The sequence below is a fragment of the Granulibacter bethesdensis CGDNIH1 genome (assembly GCF_000014285.2).
Taxonomy (GTDB): domain Bacteria; phylum Pseudomonadota; class Alphaproteobacteria; order Acetobacterales; family Acetobacteraceae; genus Granulibacter; species Granulibacter bethesdensis.
In genome coordinates this window covers 1,315,120-1,334,081 of sequence record NC_008343.2, presented here as the reverse complement: position 1 = coordinate 1,334,081, position 18,962 = coordinate 1,315,120, and the positions used below count along the sequence as shown (strand labels likewise).

Here is an 18,962-nt window from a genome sequence, read left to right as displayed (position 1 = left end):
GACAACAGGGCCGCTTGCTGAGAAGACAAGCGCCATGCTAACGGGAACACGTGCAAAATCGTCATCATGCTCGCCTTCTTCCTTCATCAGCTCTTTTGAGCCACGAAGCGGCTGCCGGTGTTATGCTGATGGCAGCCTCAGCCATTGGCATGGTGTTCGCCAACAGTATCTGGCAGGCCTCCTATGAATATTGGCTGAATATCGAAACTGGTCCGCTTACTATGCGGGGCTGGATCAATGATGCGCTGATGGCGCTGTTTTTCCTGCTTGCCGGGCTGGAGATAAAACGGGAAATTCTTTACGGTCATCTTTCACATTGGTCACAACGTCTCCTGCCGGGCGTTGCAGCCATCGGCGGCATGGTGGTTCCAGCGATCATCTACGTTGCTTTCAATCATTCTGGAGAGGCCCTGCGCGGATGGGCCATTCCGACAGCCACCGATATTGCTTTTGCCCTTGGTGTGCTGGCACTGGCGGGATCGCGCGTTCCAGGGATTCTGAAAGTCTTTCTGACAGCCCTGGCGATTGTCGATGATCTGGGGGCCGTGATCGTGATTGCCCTGTTTTATACGGGGACTCTATCCGTGCTGCCGGGGGCAGGGGTCGCGGCCATTCTTGGGCTGCTGCTGATGCTGAACCGGCAAGGGGTCAGAACGCTGTTTCCCTATCTGTTGGCAGGGGTCCCGCTCTGGTGGCTGACCCTGAAAAGCGGCATTCATCCCACTGTTGCGGGTGTAGGACTGGCGCTGCTGATCCCGGCCGGACATGACGAGGCATCTCCGCTCATGCGTCTGGAACATATGCTGTCATGGCCTGTTCGGTTCGTGATTTTACCTCTGTTCGGTTTTGCCAATGCGGGGATCAGTCTCCATGGCGTAACAGTCGGACAGATGTTATCGCCGCTGACATTAGGGGTAGGGGCAGCCCTGATGCTGGGGAAACCATTGGGAGTGCTGGGGGCTGTCAGTATTCTCCAATTATCCGGTGCTTCCGGTTTCCCGCCTTACATCACATGGCGGCATAGAATCGGGATCGCTTTTCTCTGTGGCATTGGCTTCACTATGAGCCTGTTCATCGCCATTCTAGCGTTTCCCGGCACTGCGGCCGTGAACCAGATCAAGCTCGGCATCCTGTCAGGTTCCATGCTGTCCGGGTTATGTGGCTACATATTGCTGCGCGGTCCTGCTGTTGCAGACAGATAAAAGCAGGACAGGCTGCCTATTTGGAAGCCGTATCAGGCAGTGGTCCTTCGCGTCGTAAACCGTGCCATGCCAGCATCGTATCGGCAAAAAACGACATCAATGCCAAAATCACACAGATCAGCGCTGCCCCGAAAGACAGTTCGAGCCATGATGCAATGGCACTGTCATGCAGGCTGCCCAGAAACAGAATAAAAGCGGTGCCGCAGGTCGCCGCCCCGGCACATGCCGTCAGGGCAATCGCCGCATCCAGTGCACGCAGCCGCCAGCGAAGGCGATGGCGGTGTATGTCGAGAATTGCCTTATCAATCGTACAGGATGGATCACGCCTCATCTCCGACAAGCGTTGATTATGGTCTGAGACACGGGCCAGACGGGTATTGAAAACATTCAGAAGCGTGCCGACACCATTCAGCAGAAAAATAGGTGTCAGCGCGATCTGGACCATATGGGCAGTACTATCGACTGCCTCACTGGGAAGAAAAGGGATGGGCATGATTTTGAATGCTTATGGCTTCAACTGTTCGTAGAAGAATCGCCGTTATAGGCGATATGCGGCCATATCGGGTCATCCTTATGGATGGCAAAAATATTCATCTGATCTTTTAAGCATAGATAATCGATTTGATTAAAAAAACTGACAATCTGTTCAATATCTGATTTAATAACTTCAATAAACAGGATTGGACGATGAGCCTGAATGGTCTTCTTCGCGCCTTTCAGAGCTTCAACTTCCATTCCTTCGATATCCAGCTTGATAAAGTCGACACGCTGAAGATTCAGGGAATCAATACTTACCAGAGGCACAGCGACGCCTATGGATGGGTCGTATGAAATCGGTTGCCCAATATATTCATGCAAGTGTTGAGGCTTGATTTCCAGGCTTCCGAAAGTCGAAGGCTTAAAATAATCAGGTCGAGGAATTATTAATTCACCTACCTCTTCACCCAGTGCAGCAAGTTTAGCATGAGCATTCAAGCAATTATTGATAACGATATTGCCTGCCAAAGCATAATAAACAACTTCCTGAGCCTCAAAGCTTAAAACATGTCCCCATCCAGTCATATGTCTGGCCCATTCTACAGTGTGCACACCTATATTCGCACCACCATCAATCGCGACCACACCATCGCCGAACTGCTGTCGCCGTAAAGTAAACATTTGCAGGAGAGAATTGACTTCCTGCGAAGTAAAGCTTGAAAATTGCAGCAGTTCGTATCCTACGCCAAAAGTTTTCCCGGTATCATCAGTGTGATGATCGTTTCGATTAACGATCATCATCCCGTGATCTGTTGACGCGAGGATGAATGCCACAGGACGGAAAGGAGCCAATATAAAATATCCTTCGGATAAAAGAAGTTATGTCAGAACTTCAATATTGCTTAATGCTCAGGCACTTTATTAGCATTATGGCTTATGTGAGGCCAGACGGGATCATCTTTATGAAGAGCAAAAAGATTTATCTTGTCTTCAAAATAATTATAATTGTTATCATTAAGAAATTTGTAAATTTCAGCAGAATCGGATTTTGCCATTTCAAGGAACAGAATTGGACGCGATTTTTCAATGGTTTCTTGGGCTCCTCGCAGAGCTTCAATCTCCATCCCCTCGATATCAAGTTTGATAAAGTCGACACGGTCAAGCTCAAGAGAATCAATGCTCAGCATGGGTATACTTACCCCATCCGAAGGTGCATAAGAAATAGGCTGGCCGATAAATTCCCCATCTGGCCGTTGTTTGATTTCAAAACTACCGAAACTGCCAGCGGAAAAATAATCAGGTTGGGGAATGGTTAATTCACCCACGTTTTCACCAATAGCTGCCAGCTTTGCACGGGCATTCAGGCAGTTATTGATGACGATATTGCCAGCCAGAGCATAATAAACAACTTCCTGAGCCTCAAAGCTCAGGACACGGCCCCAACCAGTCATGTATCTGGCCCATTCCACAGTGTGGACACCTATATTCGCACCACCATCAATGGCAAAAACTCCGTCTCCAAAATAATGTCTGCGCAATGTCAGAAGATTCAAAAGCAATTCCACTTCATAACTATTAAAGCTCGAATCTCGCAATATATCGTGACCGACGCCGTAAATAGTTTCAGGACTAATGATATGATGGTCATTTCGATTAAGGATCATTGTTCCGTGATCGGTCGATGTCAGTATGAATGCGATAGGGCGGTGAATGGGACGTGACATAAATTATGCTCTTGTAAGTGATTGTAATAATTTTAGAAGAAGCACAATCAGGCATTTATAAGTCGTATAAGATATATTATGGAAACTAAATACTCAGACAAGCAGACCCTCCACGGGCCTTGTCCCTGAGCTGTGAAAGATCAGCCTTTTTCCCGCATCAGCCGGGCCTTGTCCCGTTGCCAGTCCCGGGAGGCAATGGCGGCGCGTTTGTCGGCCTTGTTACGTCCTTCGGCAACGCCCAGCAGCACCTTGGCCATGCCGCGCTCATTGAAATGGATCTGGAGCGGCACGACTGTCTGACCCTGTTTCTGAACAGCCCCGAGCAGATGGTTGATCTGCTTGCGCTTGAGCAGCAGCTTGCGTGGGGAACGCGGCTCGAACCGGGACAACACACCACCCTGATATTCCGGGATATAGGCGTTGAACAGGAACATCTCGCCATCCCGTTCTCCCGCCCAGGCTTCGCTTAACGTCGCGCGGCCATGCCGGAGGGATTTGACCTCCGGCCCCTTGAGCACAAGTCCGGCCTCGACCGTTTCCTTGATGGTGTAATCGAAACGCGCCTTACGGTTCTGGGCAGCGACGCCATGGCTGATCAGCCCGGATTTGCCGCTTTTTGTCTCCGCCATATGATTGATTATCCGGCTGATTGGGACAGCAGGCCGACTTCAGTCATTGCCTCGCGAACCCGTTCAGCCGCCGCCTGGCTGATCGGCGCCATTGGCAGACGGCAGCGAGCCGCTGTCAGACCGAGCAAGGAGGCTCCGTATTTGACCGGCACGGGATTGCTTTCCACAAACATGGCTTCATGCAGCGGATACAGACGTTGCTGAATGGCCTGAGCATCCTTGATACGGCCCTCGGCCCATGCCGTCTGCATCTGGCTGCACAGTTTCGGAGCGATGTTGCCCGTCACACTGATACAACCCGCGCCACCAGCGGCCAGATACGCCACCGCTGTCGGGTCCTCACCGGAGAGCTGGATGAAATCATCACCGCACAGACGACGTGTCTGAAGCGGCTTCACCAGATTGGCTGTCGCATCCTTGACGCCAACAATGTTCGGATGGCGGGCCAGACGTGCCATCGTTTCGATTGACATCTCAACCACGCTACGACCGGGAATATTATAGATGTAGATCGGTAGTTCCACGGCATCGGCAATAGCCATGTAATGTAAGTACAGGCCTTCCTGAGTCGGCTTGTTGTAATACGGCGTGACCACCAGCGCGGCATCGGCACCGGCCTGTTTCGCATGGCGAACCAGATCAATGGCTTCCGTTGTGCTGTTCGATCCGGCTCCCGCCATCACAGGGACGCGGCCTTTGGCGACTTCTACCGTGATTTCGACGACGCGCTTGTGTTCATGATGCGTCAGGGTCGCTGATTCTCCGGTCGTTCCCACCGGAACCAGACCGTGCGTTCCTTCGGTGATCTGCCAGTCGACGAAGCGGGCCAGCGCTTCCTCATCCACCGATCCGTCCTCACGCATGGGCGTGATCAGCGCGACAAGCGACCCCTTGAACATGGAAAGCTCCCTGAGACGAACCGGGCCAGGCCTGCCGGCCCGGGTCACGCGGTATGTTGCGAAAACGCGGAAGCTAAGCGCGCGGGGGATGCGCTGCAAGATCGCCGCTTGCTACACTCCCCTGCAATGCTTTCCACCCTCATCTCCAGCCGCATGATTGTGAACACGATGATCCCTTCCCTGTTGCGTATCCGCCAGGGGGTAACCCTTTGGGCAACTCTTCTGGCAGTCATTGCCCAGACGGGATGCTCCACACGGCCACATGATGGCAGCATTTCTTCGCAAGTCACTGATAGTGTTATAAAAAAATCCTCACCACCAGCATCGACAAACACGATCGGTGCCCTGATCCGTGCCGATCAATGGGACCAGGCCATGGCTGAGGCATCGGCACTCCCTGATCCGGTCGCGGTCAAGCTGGTCACATTTTATCGGGCATTGGCGCCCGGAGCGATGTCCGCCCCGGATATTGCCGCCTTCATGGCAGCCAATCCGGGCTGGCCGATGCAATCGACTCTGGCGCGCCGCCGCGATCAGGCCATTGTGGCAGAACAGGATAATGCCAAAGCGGCTTCTCTCTGCGACTCGCTGCATCCTGCTCTGGTCGATGCGCAGATTCGCTGTGCCGAGGCATGGAGCGCAACCGGAGCAACCAGCACTGCTCTGGACCAGATCAGAACACTGTGGGCCGAGGGCAAAGGCAATCAGACGCAGGAGACTTTGATACGGCAAAAATGGAGTCAGGCCTTAACGGCAGAGACCCGGAAAGCCCGCTATCAGGCCCTTCTGCTGACCAATATGGAGGCGGCTTTCCGCCAGATTCCATATTTGCCCGCCTCTGATCGTGCCAGTGCCACGGCCCTCGCTGCGCTGTGGCGCAAGGAACCAACCGCTCTATCGTTGTTTAACGCCCTGTCGGGAGAGGCGAAATCCTCACCCGTGATGGTGCTGGCCAGCGCGCGCTATCTGCGCCTGACCGATCATGATCAGGATGCGGCCTCAGTCTGGAAACAGGATGGTGACACCGCAGAACAGGCGGAATCCGCTGCTCATAACGCCGCCTTCCGGCAGGAACGCACAATCCTCGCCCGCGCCTTGCTGAAAGATGGCGGCCAAGACAATGCCCGGCTGGCTTTCGAGGTCATCACGGGGGGGAGTGCCTCAACCCCTGTACAAAAGGCAGAAAGCGAGTTTTTAGCTGGTTTTATCGCGCTCCGTTTTCTGCGTGATCCTGCTGCTGCGGAAAATCGTTTTCGTTCATTGCTTTCCTCAGGCAACGCCGTGCTGACCTTGTCCAGGGCACATTACTGGCTCGGGGAGGTTGCACAGGCCCGTGGTGATGAGGCAACGGCAAAGGCTGAGTGGCTTCAGGCGGCAGCATGGCCTGTCACGTTCTATGGGCAGCTTGGAGCCTTGCAGGCTGGAGAATCTCCATCCAGCCTGGGGCGGCATATCCGCTCTCTAAACGATCCGGGCTGGAGCAGTGCGCAACTGGAATCCTATTCCGGGCAGGAGTTGGTCAGAGCCGCCCTGCTGCTGATTTCATGGGAAGAGAGCCGCCGGGCACGTGCTTTCCTGTTGCAGGCGGATGAGGCCGAGGCTGGTCGTCAACTGCCTGCCGGAACAGTCCATGCGCTGACGGCACATCTGGCGGTACAGGCTGGTTTGCCGGATGTCGCGGTCTTTGTGGCCCGCCGGATGGGCCGTGATGGGGCGATGCTGCCCGTTACCGGCTGGCCGCCGGATGCACCTGTCGAACAAAGTGCAACCCCGGTGCCACTGACACTGGGGATTATTCGTCAGGAAAGCAGCTTCGACCCGCAGGCGGAAAGCCCTGCCGGAGCACGTGGCTTGATGCAGTTGATGCCTGCCACCGCCAGTCAGGTCGCCCGAACCTTGGGCATCACCGTCTCATCCGCTCAGCTTCTCAGTGATCCAGCGCTGAATGTCCGGCTGGGCAGCACCTATCTGCAAGGGCTGCTGGATCGCTTTGGGCAAGCCGTGCCACTGGCCGTCGCCGGATATAATGCCGGTCCGCATCGGGTCGATGCATGGCGCATAGATTACGCCAGCTTCCAGAACGCGATCGACTGGATCGAGTTAATTCCGTTCAACGAAACGCGCAACTATGTTCAGAGAGTGATTGAAAATACAATGGTTTATCGTGCGAAACGCAATGATTCATTGACGGAGCCGCCCTTGTTATCCGCTCCTGCTTTGGCGCATTGAAGGTTTCCATGAACATTCCCCGTTTCATTGCCAGCGGCTTCGGTTCCGGGCTGATCGTCATGCAAGGTGCCGGAACCGTTGGCACGGCCTTCGCGCTGATTGCCGGAGCCTTCCTCTGGTGGGTGTCACCCCTGTTGCTGGGCATTGCCGCTCTGGCAGCCTGTCTGGGGGGCTGGTGGGCTGTACGGGCCTGCGGAGCGCTCAATGATCCCGGCTGGGTCGTCATCGACGAATTTGCCGGTATGTGGATTACAATGTTGGCCCTGCCCCTTCATCCCACAACCACAGCCCTTGCTCTGGCGTTTCTGATTTTCAGGGTGCTGGACATTACGAAGCTTGGACCAATCGGCTGGGCGGATAGGAAGAAAGATGCAATGGGCGTGATGGGCGATGATATTCTGGCCGGAATTGCAGGGGCGATGATCCTTGTTTTCATACGGCTGGCTGCACCCCATCTGCTTGGATAATATTTTTTATTATCAAGGGAGTAAAATACGATGATCGAGGATTCTATCATCCGCGAGGCAATCACTCTGGTCGAGGATTTTGCCCGACGTGGTAAGGTTGTGGCTACGGCGGAAAGCTGCACAGGCGGCCTGATCGCCGCGACCCTGACAGCCATCTCCGGGGCCAGCGCAATGTTTGATCGCGGCTTTGTGACCTACTCCAATGCGTCGAAAAGCGAGATGCTCGGCGTGCCGCTCTCCCTGATCGAGGAAGTGGGCGCCGTAAGTGAAGAAGTGGCTCTGGCGATGGCCCAAGGGGCACTGAATGCCTCCCATGCCGAGTTTGCGTTGTCTGTCACAGGGATTGCCGGCCCTACCGGAGAGAGTGAAGGTAAGCCGGTCGGGCTGGTCTGGTTCGGCTTGTCCCGTCGCCTGCATGGCTCAATCACGGAATCGCGGGTTTTCTCCGGCAACCGCACCGAGGTCAGGGCTGCCACGGTCGTGCATGCCCTGCATATGCTGCGGGAAGCTGCCAGAGATTGAGACCTAACGGCTTGAACGGTCCAGCCGCAATGTCATGCAGTAAGCCCCGCCACCGGACATGATATAAGGTGTTAGATCTGTCTCCCGGACCACATAGCCACGCTCCGACAGCCTTCCCCGCAGTCGCGCCGCCGCCTGTGCCATGATAACAGTCTGGCCGATGTTAACCGCGTTCACACAAAAACGGTCGGCATCTTCCTGATCAGCCACCAGGCGATGCTCAGGCGCGACATGTGCCTCGATCGCGGACAGAGAGGCAGGGGTAAAGGCGGGAGGATAATACAATACATCTCCGCCGCTCAGTGGGCAGAAACATGTGTCCAGATGATAGAATTGTGGCGTCGCCAGTTCCAGCGTGACAACATCCTGGCTGAAATAACGGGCAACGGCTTCCACCCCTTCCCGGTTGCTGCGCTGACCAAAACCGGTCCAGAAAAATCCGCGGCGCCGATCCCAGATTGCATCTCCGGCCCCTTCCTGCACGGCCCCTTCAGGAAGAAAAGCGATATCCTGCAAAATGCCACGTTCTTTCAGGCTTTCGAACGCGGCCAGAAAATATGGCTCCTCCCCCTGACGCTGTGGATGAAGAAAGCGGGCCAGGAGCATGCGTCCATCCAGCACCGTTCCGGCATTGGCGGGAAACACCATATCCGGCAGGCCGGGCGCACCGGGAATGATTTCAAGACTGGCACCGCAGGCCCGTAAATGTTCCACCAGCCTGTCAGCGGATTTTTTTGCAGCAGCGGCATTGGTCTCCGCGTCTGCCGCCCAGCTATCCGGGTCCATCCATGGATTGATGGCGTAGGAGACGGTGTAATGTGCCGGATCCGTCATCAGGATCTGGGGAGTCTCGACGGCCTGACCGTTTAGACGCTGAATCATAATCGCTCCTTGTTTTCAAAGCTGGCCAGCGATCAGAACACCTTGCCACGGTCAGACCGTTATCGTCATGCGATTACAATTCAGTGTGCTGCGGGAGCAGAAGGGGTAGTTGTTGCGGTTGGAGCAGCCTTGGCAGCGGCTTCAGCAGCTTTCTTCGCCTTACGCTCGGCACGGCGTTCCTTCTGATAAGCATGAATGTCGTCAAGCGTCACATAGCCTTTGGCGGTTTTGTCGATTTTCGCAAAATCCCGAGCGACAAACGGCATGCCTTTTTGCGCCTGTTCGGGTGTCAATTTGCCATCATGGGTGGTGTTGGCATCCTCGAAACGCTGCGCCAGCGTACGATGGCGATGATCTTTCGGCTTTTCTACGGCGGCCGGGGAAGGAGCAGAAGCAACCGGTGCAGCAGTGGTAACAGGCGCATTTCCGGTCTGATCAGCCGCCATGGACGGTTGGGAAACCGTCAGGCCAGCCAGTAGCAGGCTCAGCGCCAGAGATGAAGGCAGCAGCGATACAAATCGCATGGTTTTCAATCCTTGTTCGGTTCGGCCAGATCGACCTCATCAACCAAGAATTGATTTATTCTCACATCATGTCGATAGCGAGGCGGCTTTATGGCACGATTGAGAAAAAATCAGTCTCCAGGACGCATTAGCTTCTGACGGGCGCGGTACTTCCTGTTTCTGTGACTACCCTGCCCTGATCAGGCATCACGCCGTACAGATTTTCCGCCCGTTTCAGGAAAGCATTGACCATACGCCGCACTGTTTCGGTAAACACAGTGCCGATAGCTGCCTGAAGCAGCCGGTTGCGGAATTCAAAATCCACGAAAAAATCAATCGTGCAGCCATTGGCATGCGGGATGAATGTCCAGCGATTGTTCAGATAGCGGAACGGGCCGTTTTCATACCGCACATCAATCCGCTCCGGCCGATGCAGCCCGACGCGGCTGGTAAAGGTTTCGCGGAACGGGCCGAAACCGATCGTCAGATCGGCGATCATCAGGGTTTCAGTCCGGCTTCTGACCCGCGCACCAACGCACCATGGCAAAAATTCGGGATAACGCCCGACATCCGCCACCAGATCGAACATCTGCGCGGCCTGATAGGGGACGGATTTGCGTTCAGCGTGTTTGGGCATCAGGCAATCCGCTGCTGCTGTTCCATCCGGGCCGCGCGCAGGGCCGCAAAATCGGCATCGGCGTGATAGGAGCTGCGGGTCAACGGCGAGGATGAAACCATCAGGAAGCCTTTCGATCGAGCCATGGAGGCATAATCCGAAAACTCATCCGGTGTCACGAACCTATCCACGGCCGCATGCTTGGGGGTCGGCTGCAAATACTGTCCCAGCGTGATGAAATCGACCTCTGCAATGCGCAGATCATCCATGACCTGAGCAATTTCAGCCCGATCTTCCCCCAACCCGACCATCAATCCCGATTTGGTGAAAATGGACGGATCCAGTCGCTTGACCTGATCCAGCAGGCGCAAAGACTGAAAATACCGCGCCCCAGGCCGGATGGCAGGGTAAAGCCGGGGAACGGTTTCCAGATTATGGTTGAAAACGTCCGGACGAGCCTCCGCCACAGTCTCGGCAGCGCCCGGTTTGCGCAGGAAATCCGGGGTCAGCACCTCAATCGTGGTCTCGGGTGCCGCCAATCTGACAGCTTTTATGACCGCCGCGATATGCGCAGCACCACCATCATTCAGATCGTCCCGATCCACGGAGGTAATCACGACATGGCGCAGCCCCAGTCGCGCCACTGCATCCGCTACCCGGGCCGGTTCATCGCCATCCAGAGCATGTGGCAGGCCGGTTTTGACGTTGCAGAAGCTGCATGCCCGCGTGCAGGTATCGCCCATAATCATCATGGTAGCGTGACGCTGGCTCCAGCATTCACCGATATTGGGGCAGGCTGCTTCCTCACACACCGTGGTGAGGCGGTTTTCCCGCATCAGCGCCTGCGTCTGGTGATAGACGGGATGGTTCGGAGCCTTGACCCTGATCCATGACGGTTTCGGCTGCGACGGATTATCCGGGCGGTGCTGTTTCTCCGGGTGCCGGACGCCAGCCTCATGCCGGCCACCCTGCCGGTGATCAATCAGAACGCGCGTGACCATGGCACGGCTCCGTAAACGCAAAACGGGAGATGGGACGCACGTGGTGTCCCGTCAACCCGCTTGGCAGCGTAATCAGAAATGAAGGGCACGACCATACGCATCCAGCACGGCCTCATGCATGGTCTCGCTGACAGTGGGATGCGGGAACACCGTGTGCATCAGCTCGGCTTCCGTGGTTTCCAGAGTGCGGGCGATGGTGAAGCCCTGAATCATTTCCGTCACCTCCGGCCCGACCATATGCGCGCCGAGCAATTCCCCGGTTTTGGCATCGAAAATGGTTTTGGTCAGTCCCTCCGCCTCCCCCATCGCAATTGCCTTGCCATTGCCGATAAAGGGGAAGCGGCCCACCCTGACCTCATATCCGCGTTCCCGCGCCTTTGCCTCCGTCAGGCCGACCGAGGCAATCTGCGGGCGGCAATAGGTGCAGCCGGGAATGTTGGTGATATCGAGCGGATGCACATCCAGCCCTGCAATCGCCTCGACACACAACACGGCCTCGTGACTGGCCTTGTGCGCCAGCCATGGCGGGCCGGTCAGATCGCCGATGGCATAAACCCCGTCTTCTCCGGTGCGGCCAAGCCCGTCTGTGACGATATGGGTTTTTTCGATGGTAACGGCCGTGCCTTCCAGACCCAGATTTTCGACATTGCCGACAATCCCGACCGCGGCAATGATCCGATCCACGGTAAGAGAGTGTTTTTTGCCGGCTGCCTCGAAGGAGATCGTGACCTCATCGCGGCCCTTTTCCACCTTCCCGATTTTCACGCCGGTATGAATGGTCATGCCCTGAGCCTCGAAGGATTTGCGGGCGAAGGCGGCTATTTCTTCGTCCTCAGCCGGCAGGATGCGTTCTACCGCTTCCAGCACTGTCACCTCGGAGCCAAGCGAGCGATAAAAACTGGCGAATTCGATGCCGATTGCGCCTGACCCTACCACCAGGAGGCGTTTCGGCAGGGCTTTCGGCACCATCGCCTCACGATAGCTCCAGATCAGCGTGCCATCCGCTTCCAGCCCCGGCAATTGCCTTGCCCGTGCACCGGTCGCCAGCACGATATGCGGCGCTTCCAGCGTGGCGACAGGCTGCCCGTCTTTCGACACATCCAGCCGATGCCGCCCGGACAGTCTGGCATGCCCGTCGAACACCGTAACCTTGTTCTTTTTCAGCAGGTGCTTGACCCCGGACGAAAGCTGCCCGGCCACGGTGCGGGAGCGTTTCACCACGGCATCAAGATCGTAACGGATATTGTCGGCCGCAAAACCAAAATCGGACAGATGGTGCAGCAGATGGTTGATTTCTGCTGCCCGTAGCAATGCCTTGGTGGGAATACAGCCCCAGTTGAGACAGATACCCCCCAGATGCGCCCGCTCCACCAGAGCGGTTTTCATCCCCAACTGGGCCGCGCGGATGGCCGCGACATAGCCGCCCGGACCACCACCGACGACAATCAGATCGAATACCGTGTCCGCCATATCCTAATCCTCCGCGAGACGCTCAAGCGCCTCCCCCGTCACGCGCTGGACTGTCCATTCTTCCATGCCGACAGCACCCATGCGGCGATAGAAAGTGATGGCATCCTCATTCCAGTCCAGCACGGCCCATTCGAACCGTCGTAACCCCTCCTGCACCGCAATCCGGGCCAGAGACGTGAAAAACCCCTGTGCGATGCCACGCCGGCGGAACGGCGGATCGACATAAAGATCCTCCAGATAAATCCCGTGCCGTCCGGTGAAAGTGCTGAACGTGTAGTACCAGACGGCAACCCCGACCGGCTTTCCCTCCACACAGGCAAGCAGCGCGAACACGCGGGGAAACGGGCCAAAAAATGCCTGTTCGAAATCCTCTTCGTTTGCGATCGCTTCATGGGATAACTGCTCGAATGTCGCCAGATCGCGGATGAAGCGCACAAGATGCGGAACGTCACCCCGGTTCGCTTCGCGAATCAGGAAACGTCCATTTGTCAGGATCACCCGACTCACAGCAGCAGACTCAATGGATCTTCAACGATCTGCCGGAACGCACCCAACCATTGCGCCCCAAGCGCGCCATCCACCACGCGATGATCCACCGACAGGGTGCAACTCATTACCGTGGCAACGGCCAAGGCTCCATCCCTGACCACAGGGCGCTGCTCACCAGCCCCCACTGCCAGAATGGCGGCCTGCGGTGGATTGATGATCGCTGCAAAGTCCCGTACGCCATACATGCCGAGATTGGAAATGGAGAAGCCACCCCCCTGATAATCCGAGGGTTGCAATCCGCCCTTGCGTGCTCTCGCCGCCAGTTCCTTCATTTCCGTGCTGATGGAGACCACGCCCTTGCGGTCGGCCTGACGGATAATCGGGGTTATCAGCCCGTCGGGAATGGACACGGCGACGCTGATATCCACATCCTCGAACAACAGGATTCCGTCCTCGCTCCACGCAGCATTGACGCCCGGCACACGGCGCAGGGCCAGTCCCGCCGCCTTGATGATCAGATCATTCACGGAGAGCTTGAACGCACCTTCCTGCCCCTCCGCCGGAGAGCGGGCATTCAAATCGGCACGCAGCTTCAGCAGCGCATCCAGTGCGACATCCATCGTCACATAGAAATGCGGGATGGTTTGCTTGGCCTCGGTCAGACGACGGGCAATGGTGCGGCGCATGCCGGAATGCGGCACCAGCTTATGAGTTGCACCCGTTGCCGCCGGAGCAGCAGTAGATGCCGAAGCCGGTTTTCCACCCGTTCCCTTCGCTTTTTCGACATCCGCTCGGAGAATACGGCCTGAGGGCCCACTGCCAGTCAATGATGTCAGATCAATTCCGGCCTCCTTTGCGATACGCCGTGCGAGCGGAGAAGCGAAGATACGATTTTCTGTTCTGTCCGGCCCTGAAGAGGCAATAGCCTTCGGTTCCAGTTTCGCAGGAACGGAGCTTTCAGCGGCAGGAATGGCAGAAGCCTTGGCAGGAGCCGGAATATCCCCCTGATCGGGTATAGCCTCCCCTTCCTCGACCAGAATGGCGATAGGGGCGTTGACGGCCACACCCTCGGTTCCGTCCGGCACCAGAATACGACCGAGCACGCCCTCATCGACGGCTTCAACCTCCATGGTGGCCTTGTCGGTCTCGATTTCGGCGATCACGTCGCCAGCGGTGATGGTATCGCCTTCTTTCTTGAGCCAGCGCGCCAGGGTGCCTTCCGTCATGGTCGGGCTGAGCGCGGGCATCAGAATAGTGGTTGCCATGACTCAGCGTGCCCCCTGCATGGAGCGATTGACCGCATCCACAACCCATTCAGGCTGCGGCAAGGCCAGCTTTTCCAGATTGGCGGCATAGGGAAGTGGCACATCCAGCCCGTGCACCCGGATCGGCGGAGCATCCAGCCAGTCGAAACAATGCTCCATGATCTGCATGGCGATTTCCGCACCAATACCAGCAAACGGCCAGCCTTCTTCCACCGTGACCAGGCGGCTGGTCTTCTTCACGCTGCGCACGATGGTATCGGTATCCAGCGGTCGCAAGCTGCGCAGATTGATCACTTCCGCCGAGATGCCTTGATCCGCCAGCTGCTCCGCGGCTTTCAGCGCCGTCCCGACCGCGATGCTGAAAGCGACGATTGTCACATCCGTCCCGACACGCTCTATTTTCGCACGGCCAATGGGCAGGACGAAATCCTCATCCACCGGGCAATCAAAACTCTGGCCGTAGAGAATTTCATTCTCCAGCACGATCACCGGGTTGGGATCACGAATGGCAGCGCGCAACAGCCCCTTGGCATCCGCCGAGGACCATGGCGCCACCACTTTCAAACCGGGCACATGGGCGTACCAGCTGGCATAACACTGGCTATGCTGGGCCGCGACCCGGCTGGCCGCGCCGTTCGGTCCCCGGAACACGATGGGACAACTCATCTGACCGCCCGACATATACCGTGTCTTCGCGGCGGAATTGATGATCTGGTCGATGGCCTGCATGGCGAAGTTGAAGGTCATGAACTCGCAGATCGGCCGCAACCCGGCCATGGCTGCGCCCACGGCAAAACCGGCAAATCCATGTTCGGTAATCGGCGTATCCATCACACGCTTCTCACCGAATTCGTCGAGTAATCCCTGACTGACCTTGTACGCACCCTGATATTGCGCCACTTCCTCACCCAGGAGGAAAACGCGATCATCTGATCGCATCTCCGCCGCCATCGCATCCCGCAGGGCTTCGCGCACCGTGATCGGCTTCGTCGGACCCCAATCTTTTTCTTCGGCAGCGGATATGACAGTGGCTGGAGCAGTGGGGGGAGCTTTTAGCGGTTCCTTCGGAGCTTCTTTATCCTGCTGAAGCGAAGGTGGCGCCGATGATGTGGCCGGAGCCTCGCTTTCACCTTCTTCCGCCAGCTCGGCAATCGGGGTATTTACCGCGACCCCTTCTGCGCCTTCCTCGACCAGCAGACGGCTGATGCGCCCCTCATCGACAGCTTCAACTTCCATAGTGGCTTTGTCGGTTTCGATTTCAGCCACAACGTCACCGGCACTGATCGTATCCCCCGCCTTGACCAGCCAACGTGCCAGCCGCCCCTCCGTCATGGTCGGGCTGAGCGCCGGCATTAAAATCTGCGTCGCCATCTTTATGCTTCCACCCCATTTTCGGCCAGAATATCGGTCCACAGCTCCGATTCATCCGGCTCCGGGCTTTCCTGAGCGAAAGTGGCTGCCTCGGCCACGCGCTTTTTGATCGCGTCCTCGATTTCTTTCAGAACAGTCTCATCCGTACCGAGGGCGATCAGTTCCTGACGGGCATGATCAATGCAGTCACGCTCGGCCCGCATTTTCTGGATTTCCTCCCGCGTCCGGTATTTGCCGGGATCAGACATGGAATGACCGCGATAGCGGTAGGTCTGCATTTCCAGCAGATACGGCCCCTTGCCGGAGCGGCAATGCGCGACGGCCTCCCGGGCCGCCTCATAGACGGCCTGTACGTCCATCCCGTCCACCTGACGGCCCGGAATGTTCCAGGGTGTGCCGTTTTGCGACAAATCATGAGACGCCGTGGCGCGATCGACGCTGGTACCCATGCCGTATTTGTTGTTCTCGATCACGAACAGAACCGGCAGCTTCAGCAAGGCGGCAAGATTATAAGTCTCATACACCTGCCCCTGGCTGGAAGCGCCATCACCATAATAAACGACACTGACCTTGCCATTGCCGCGATACTGATTGGCATAGGCGATACCAGCCGCAATCGGCACCTGTGCGCCGACAATGCCATGACCGCCGTAGAAATTCTTCTCCCGGCTGAACATGTGCATGGAACCGCCTTTTCCCCGGGAATAACCGTCCCGGCGTCCAGTCAGCTCAGCCATCACACCTTTCGGGTCCATGCCCGTTGCGAGCATATGCCCATGATCGCGGTAGGATGTGACGACCTGATCACCGTCCTCCAGTGCGGCCTGAATGCCCACAACGACGGCTTCCTGACCGATATACAGGTGGCAGAAACCACCGATCAGCCCCATGCCGTATAATTGTCCCGCCTTTTCCTCGAAGCGGCGGATCAGCATCATATCCTGAAAAGCAGTCAGTAGTGCTTTCTGATCGAGCGGTCGCTGATCAGATATTTTTTGACCCCTGTTATCGGGTGTCCTGTTGCCTTTTGTGGCCTGCGTCATACGCGCCATCTCGGTCATTTCCTCCGGCACTCCGTCTCCAAGACGTAGCCGCAAGAAAATTGCGCGACAAGCGAGGAAGCCCCCTAAAAGGCTTATAAGTCAGTTGTTTAGTTAAGAAAGACCCGAGATTGCGCAACGATGCATTTTACGGTTCAGAAGGTGCTTTAAAAGCGGTGCTGACGCATCAAGCTTTCGTCGAGTTGTGGGGGAAACAGGTCAGAACAGTTTATCACCCTTGGGATACATCACTACGATATCGGTGGGATCAGCCAGATTGAGCATGGCCCGGGACCTCTCATCCAATGAATCGGTATCGAGACGAGATGAACCGAGGCCCTTGATCCGCCGCTCCCAAGAGGCAAGATCGGCCTTGGCAGCCTCAAGATCTTTTGCTGCCTGCATCATATCCGCCTGATGCTCGTGGTAGGATTGCAGACCCAGATTACCGCGGGTGACGTTCCAACTGAAATATCCGAGCAATGCCAGAAACACGGTAGGGGCCACCGCGCTTTTCAGCTTCCGTCTGACTGTCCGCATGAATGCCATTGGCTGCTCCCCTGCCCCGATCAACTACCAGGCTGACATAAAGATAACGGGCAGCCCATCATCTGACTGCCCGTTAAATCGTTTTCTAAACAGAAAACCAAACCATGTTGCAAAAACGCGGCGGCTTTATCCCGATTTGTTTCAGCCCCGCAAGATAGTGCGACCCGCATAACGGCCGGATGTGTCAAGATCCTGCTCAATACGGATCAGCTGATTATATTTCGCGGTGCGATCACTACGGGACAGGCTGCCGGTCTTGATCTGACCGCAATTGGTGGCAACAGCGAGGTCAGCAATGGTCGAATCCTCGGTTTCACCTGAACGGTGGCTCATGACCGCCGCATAACCGGCGCGATGCGCGGTTTCCACGGCTTCCAGCGTCTCAGAGAGGGTACCGATCTGGTTGACCTTCACCAGAATCGCGTTGGCAGTTCCCAATGCGATGCCATGACGCAGACGATCCGGGTTGGTGACGAACAGATCATCGCCCACCAGCTGGACCTTGCGGCCAAGCGTATCGGTCAGCAGCTTCCAGCCTTCCCAGTCATCTTCGGCCAAACCATCCTCAATAGAGACGATCGGGAACTTCGCGGCCAGATCTTCCAGATAGCGGACCATTCCGGCCGCATCGAATTTTTTGCCTTCGCCTTCCAGATCATAGACCCCGTCCTTGAAGAACTCGGTCGCAGCGCAGTCCAGCGCAAAGGTGACGTCCTCACCCGGACGATAGCCAGCCTTTTCACAGGCCTTGGTGATGAAGGAAAGAGCTTCTTCCGCCGATTTAAGGCCGGGTGCAAAACCGCCTTCATCCCCGACATTGGTGTTGTGACCGGCTGCGCTCAGTTCCTTCTTGAGGGCGGCAAAGATTTCAGCCCCCACCCGCACCGCATCCGCAATCGTCGGTGCGGCAACCGGCTGGATCATGAATTCCTGAATATCGATGGGGTTATCGGCATGCTTGCCGCCATTCACGATGTTCATCATCGGCACCGGCAGGGTGCGTGCATACACACCGCCAAGATAGCGATACAGCGGAACGCCCTGATGATTCGCAGCAGCCTTGGCAGTGGCCAGCGAAACAGCCAGCATCGCATTAGCGCCCAGACGGGATTTGTTAGGGGTGCCGTCAACGGCAATCAGGGTTTCATCAATACGAAGCTGTTCGGAGGCATCCATGCCACCAATGGCCTCAAAGATCTCGCCTTCCACAAAGCTGACAGCATGCAGCACGCCCTTGCCGCCATAGCGGCTTTTATCCCCGTCGCGAAGTTCGACTGCTTCATGCGCACCGGTGGAAGCGCCGGACGGTACAGCGGCACGGCCCTGAGCGCCGCTTTCAAGGGTGACATCGACCTCAACCGTGGGATTCCCCCGGCTGTCGAGAATTTCGCGGGCGATGATATCTGCGATTGCGGCCATTGCGGTATCCCGTGCTTTGTCTCTCGGCGTTTAAAGCCGGGCGAATGGTGCTGTTGCAGGGATTTGAACCCTGGACCTCTCCCTTACCAAGGGAGTGCTCTACCCCTGAGCTACAACAGCGCCAGCACGCAGCATTCCGCCGCGGCGCGGTTCCTACCCCCTCTCCGCACACAGCGCAAGCCCTGAAATGCAGGGTTTTTTATTGGTC

At 56.7% G+C, this 18,962-nt stretch carries 20 protein-coding genes and 1 tRNA gene; 4 read left to right on the top strand and 17 right to left on the bottom strand.

Annotated elements, in window-relative coordinates; all coding sequences use genetic code 11:
• Positions 1–50: 50 nt before the first annotated feature.
• Positions 51–1,202, top strand: a complete 1,152-nt coding sequence (nhaA, locus tag GBCGDNIH1_RS18525; protein ID WP_011631907.1) for a Na+/H+ antiporter NhaA — start codon at positions 51–53, stop codon at positions 1,200–1,202.
• Positions 1,203–1,218: 16 nt separating this feature from the next.
• Here nhaA and GBCGDNIH1_RS18520 read toward each other — a convergent pair whose 3' ends face one another.
• The 5 genes from GBCGDNIH1_RS18520 to dapA form a co-directional block, all read right to left on the bottom strand.
• A complete protein-coding gene (locus GBCGDNIH1_RS18520) occupies positions 1,219–1,695 on the bottom strand; it encodes a DUF2721 domain-containing protein (protein ID WP_011631906.1) in 477 nt (158 codons plus the stop codon).
• Between the two features lie 20 nt (positions 1,696–1,715).
• Positions 1,716–2,531 carry an FkbM family methyltransferase gene (locus tag GBCGDNIH1_RS18515; protein ID WP_011631905.1) on the bottom strand — a complete coding sequence of 272 codons (816 nt, stop codon included), beginning with the start codon at positions 2,529–2,531 and terminating at the stop codon, positions 1,716–1,718.
• A gap of 50 nt (positions 2,532–2,581) precedes the next feature.
• Positions 2,582–3,403 carry an FkbM family methyltransferase gene (locus tag GBCGDNIH1_RS18510; RefSeq protein WP_011631904.1) on the bottom strand — a complete coding sequence of 274 codons (822 nt, stop codon included), beginning with the start codon at positions 3,401–3,403 and terminating at the stop codon, positions 2,582–2,584.
• A 140-nt stretch (positions 3,404–3,543) separates the two neighbouring features.
• On the bottom strand, positions 3,544–4,032 hold the full coding sequence (gene smpB / locus GBCGDNIH1_RS18505; RefSeq protein WP_011631903.1) for an SsrA-binding protein SmpB: 489 nt from the start codon (positions 4,030–4,032) through the stop codon (positions 3,544–3,546).
• An 8-nt stretch (positions 4,033–4,040) separates the two neighbouring features.
• Positions 4,041–4,931, bottom strand: coding sequence for a 4-hydroxy-tetrahydrodipicolinate synthase (dapA, locus tag GBCGDNIH1_RS18500; protein WP_043452795.1), 891 nt, complete (start codon positions 4,929–4,931; stop codon positions 4,041–4,043).
• A gap of 108 nt (positions 4,932–5,039) precedes the next feature.
• Here dapA and GBCGDNIH1_RS18495 point away from each other — a divergent pair, with 108 nt between their 5' ends.
• Genes GBCGDNIH1_RS18495 through GBCGDNIH1_RS18485 form a run of 3 tightly spaced genes read left to right on the top strand, consistent with a single transcriptional unit; the run spans position 5,040 to position 8,149 of the window.
• Positions 5,040–7,160, top strand: coding sequence for a lytic transglycosylase domain-containing protein (locus GBCGDNIH1_RS18495; protein ID WP_011631901.1), 2,121 nt, complete (start codon positions 5,040–5,042; stop codon positions 7,158–7,160).
• Between the two features lie 8 nt (positions 7,161–7,168).
• On the top strand, positions 7,169–7,627 hold the full coding sequence (locus GBCGDNIH1_RS18490) for a phosphatidylglycerophosphatase A family protein (RefSeq protein WP_025318983.1): 459 nt from the start codon (positions 7,169–7,171) through the stop codon (positions 7,625–7,627).
• A 30-nt stretch (positions 7,628–7,657) separates the two neighbouring features.
• Entirely contained in the window at positions 7,658–8,149 is a 492-nt protein-coding gene (locus tag GBCGDNIH1_RS18485) for a CinA family protein (protein ID WP_011631899.1), read from the top strand.
• Positions 8,150–8,152: 3 nt separating this feature from the next.
• Here the strand turns inward: GBCGDNIH1_RS18485 and GBCGDNIH1_RS18480 are convergent, their stop codons facing one another.
• From GBCGDNIH1_RS18480 to GBCGDNIH1_RS18425, 12 genes are all read right to left on the bottom strand, one after another.
• Complete coding sequence (locus tag GBCGDNIH1_RS18480) at positions 8,153–9,031, bottom strand: dimethylarginine dimethylaminohydrolase family protein (RefSeq protein WP_011631898.1); 879 nt, start codon at positions 9,029–9,031, stop codon at positions 8,153–8,155.
• An 80-nt stretch (positions 9,032–9,111) separates the two neighbouring features.
• The gene (locus GBCGDNIH1_RS18475) at positions 9,112–9,555 is read right to left on the bottom strand and encodes a hypothetical protein (protein ID WP_011631897.1); all 444 of its coding nucleotides are present in this window, start codon (positions 9,553–9,555) and stop codon (positions 9,112–9,114) included.
• Between the two features lie 127 nt (positions 9,556–9,682).
• Positions 9,683–10,171, bottom strand: a complete 489-nt coding sequence (locus tag GBCGDNIH1_RS18470) for a type II toxin-antitoxin system RatA family toxin (protein WP_011631896.1) — start codon at positions 10,169–10,171, stop codon at positions 9,683–9,685.
• Entirely contained in the window at positions 10,171–11,151 is a 981-nt protein-coding gene (gene lipA / locus GBCGDNIH1_RS18465; RefSeq protein WP_025318986.1) for a lipoyl synthase, read from the bottom strand. The genes GBCGDNIH1_RS18470 and lipA overlap by 1 nt, the downstream gene beginning before the upstream one ends.
• Before the next feature lie 72 nt (positions 11,152–11,223).
• Positions 11,224–12,621: a dihydrolipoyl dehydrogenase gene (gene lpdA, locus GBCGDNIH1_RS18460; RefSeq protein ID WP_011631894.1), complete on the bottom strand. Its 1,398-nt coding sequence runs from the start codon at positions 12,619–12,621 to the stop codon at positions 11,224–11,226.
• 3 nt (positions 12,622–12,624) lie between these two features.
• Positions 12,625–13,128 (bottom strand): GNAT family N-acetyltransferase, encoded by a 504-nt coding sequence (locus GBCGDNIH1_RS18455; RefSeq protein WP_011631893.1) that lies wholly within the window; start codon positions 13,126–13,128, stop codon positions 12,625–12,627.
• Entirely contained in the window at positions 13,125–14,375 is a 1,251-nt protein-coding gene (locus GBCGDNIH1_RS18450; RefSeq protein WP_011631892.1) for a pyruvate dehydrogenase complex dihydrolipoamide acetyltransferase, read from the bottom strand. Before GBCGDNIH1_RS18450 ends, GBCGDNIH1_RS18455 begins: the two co-directional genes overlap by 4 nt.
• Before the next feature lie 3 nt (positions 14,376–14,378).
• On the bottom strand, positions 14,379–15,746 hold the full coding sequence (locus tag GBCGDNIH1_RS18445) for a pyruvate dehydrogenase complex E1 component subunit beta (protein WP_011631891.1): 1,368 nt from the start codon (positions 15,744–15,746) through the stop codon (positions 14,379–14,381).
• Between the two features lie 2 nt (positions 15,747–15,748).
• Positions 15,749–16,798, bottom strand: a complete 1,050-nt coding sequence (pdhA, locus tag GBCGDNIH1_RS18440; RefSeq protein ID WP_025318987.1) for a pyruvate dehydrogenase (acetyl-transferring) E1 component subunit alpha — start codon at positions 16,796–16,798, stop codon at positions 15,749–15,751.
• 207 nt (positions 16,799–17,005) lie between these two features.
• Positions 17,006–17,326, bottom strand: a complete 321-nt coding sequence (locus GBCGDNIH1_RS18435; RefSeq protein ID WP_157691995.1) for an FtsB family cell division protein — start codon at positions 17,324–17,326, stop codon at positions 17,006–17,008.
• A 150-nt stretch (positions 17,327–17,476) separates the two neighbouring features.
• Complete coding sequence (gene eno / locus GBCGDNIH1_RS18430; RefSeq protein WP_011631888.1) at positions 17,477–18,754, bottom strand: phosphopyruvate hydratase; 1,278 nt, start codon at positions 18,752–18,754, stop codon at positions 17,477–17,479.
• A gap of 45 nt (positions 18,755–18,799) precedes the next feature.
• Positions 18,800–18,874 (bottom strand) — tRNA-Thr (locus tag GBCGDNIH1_RS18425).
• Positions 18,875–18,962 lie beyond the last annotated feature (88 nt).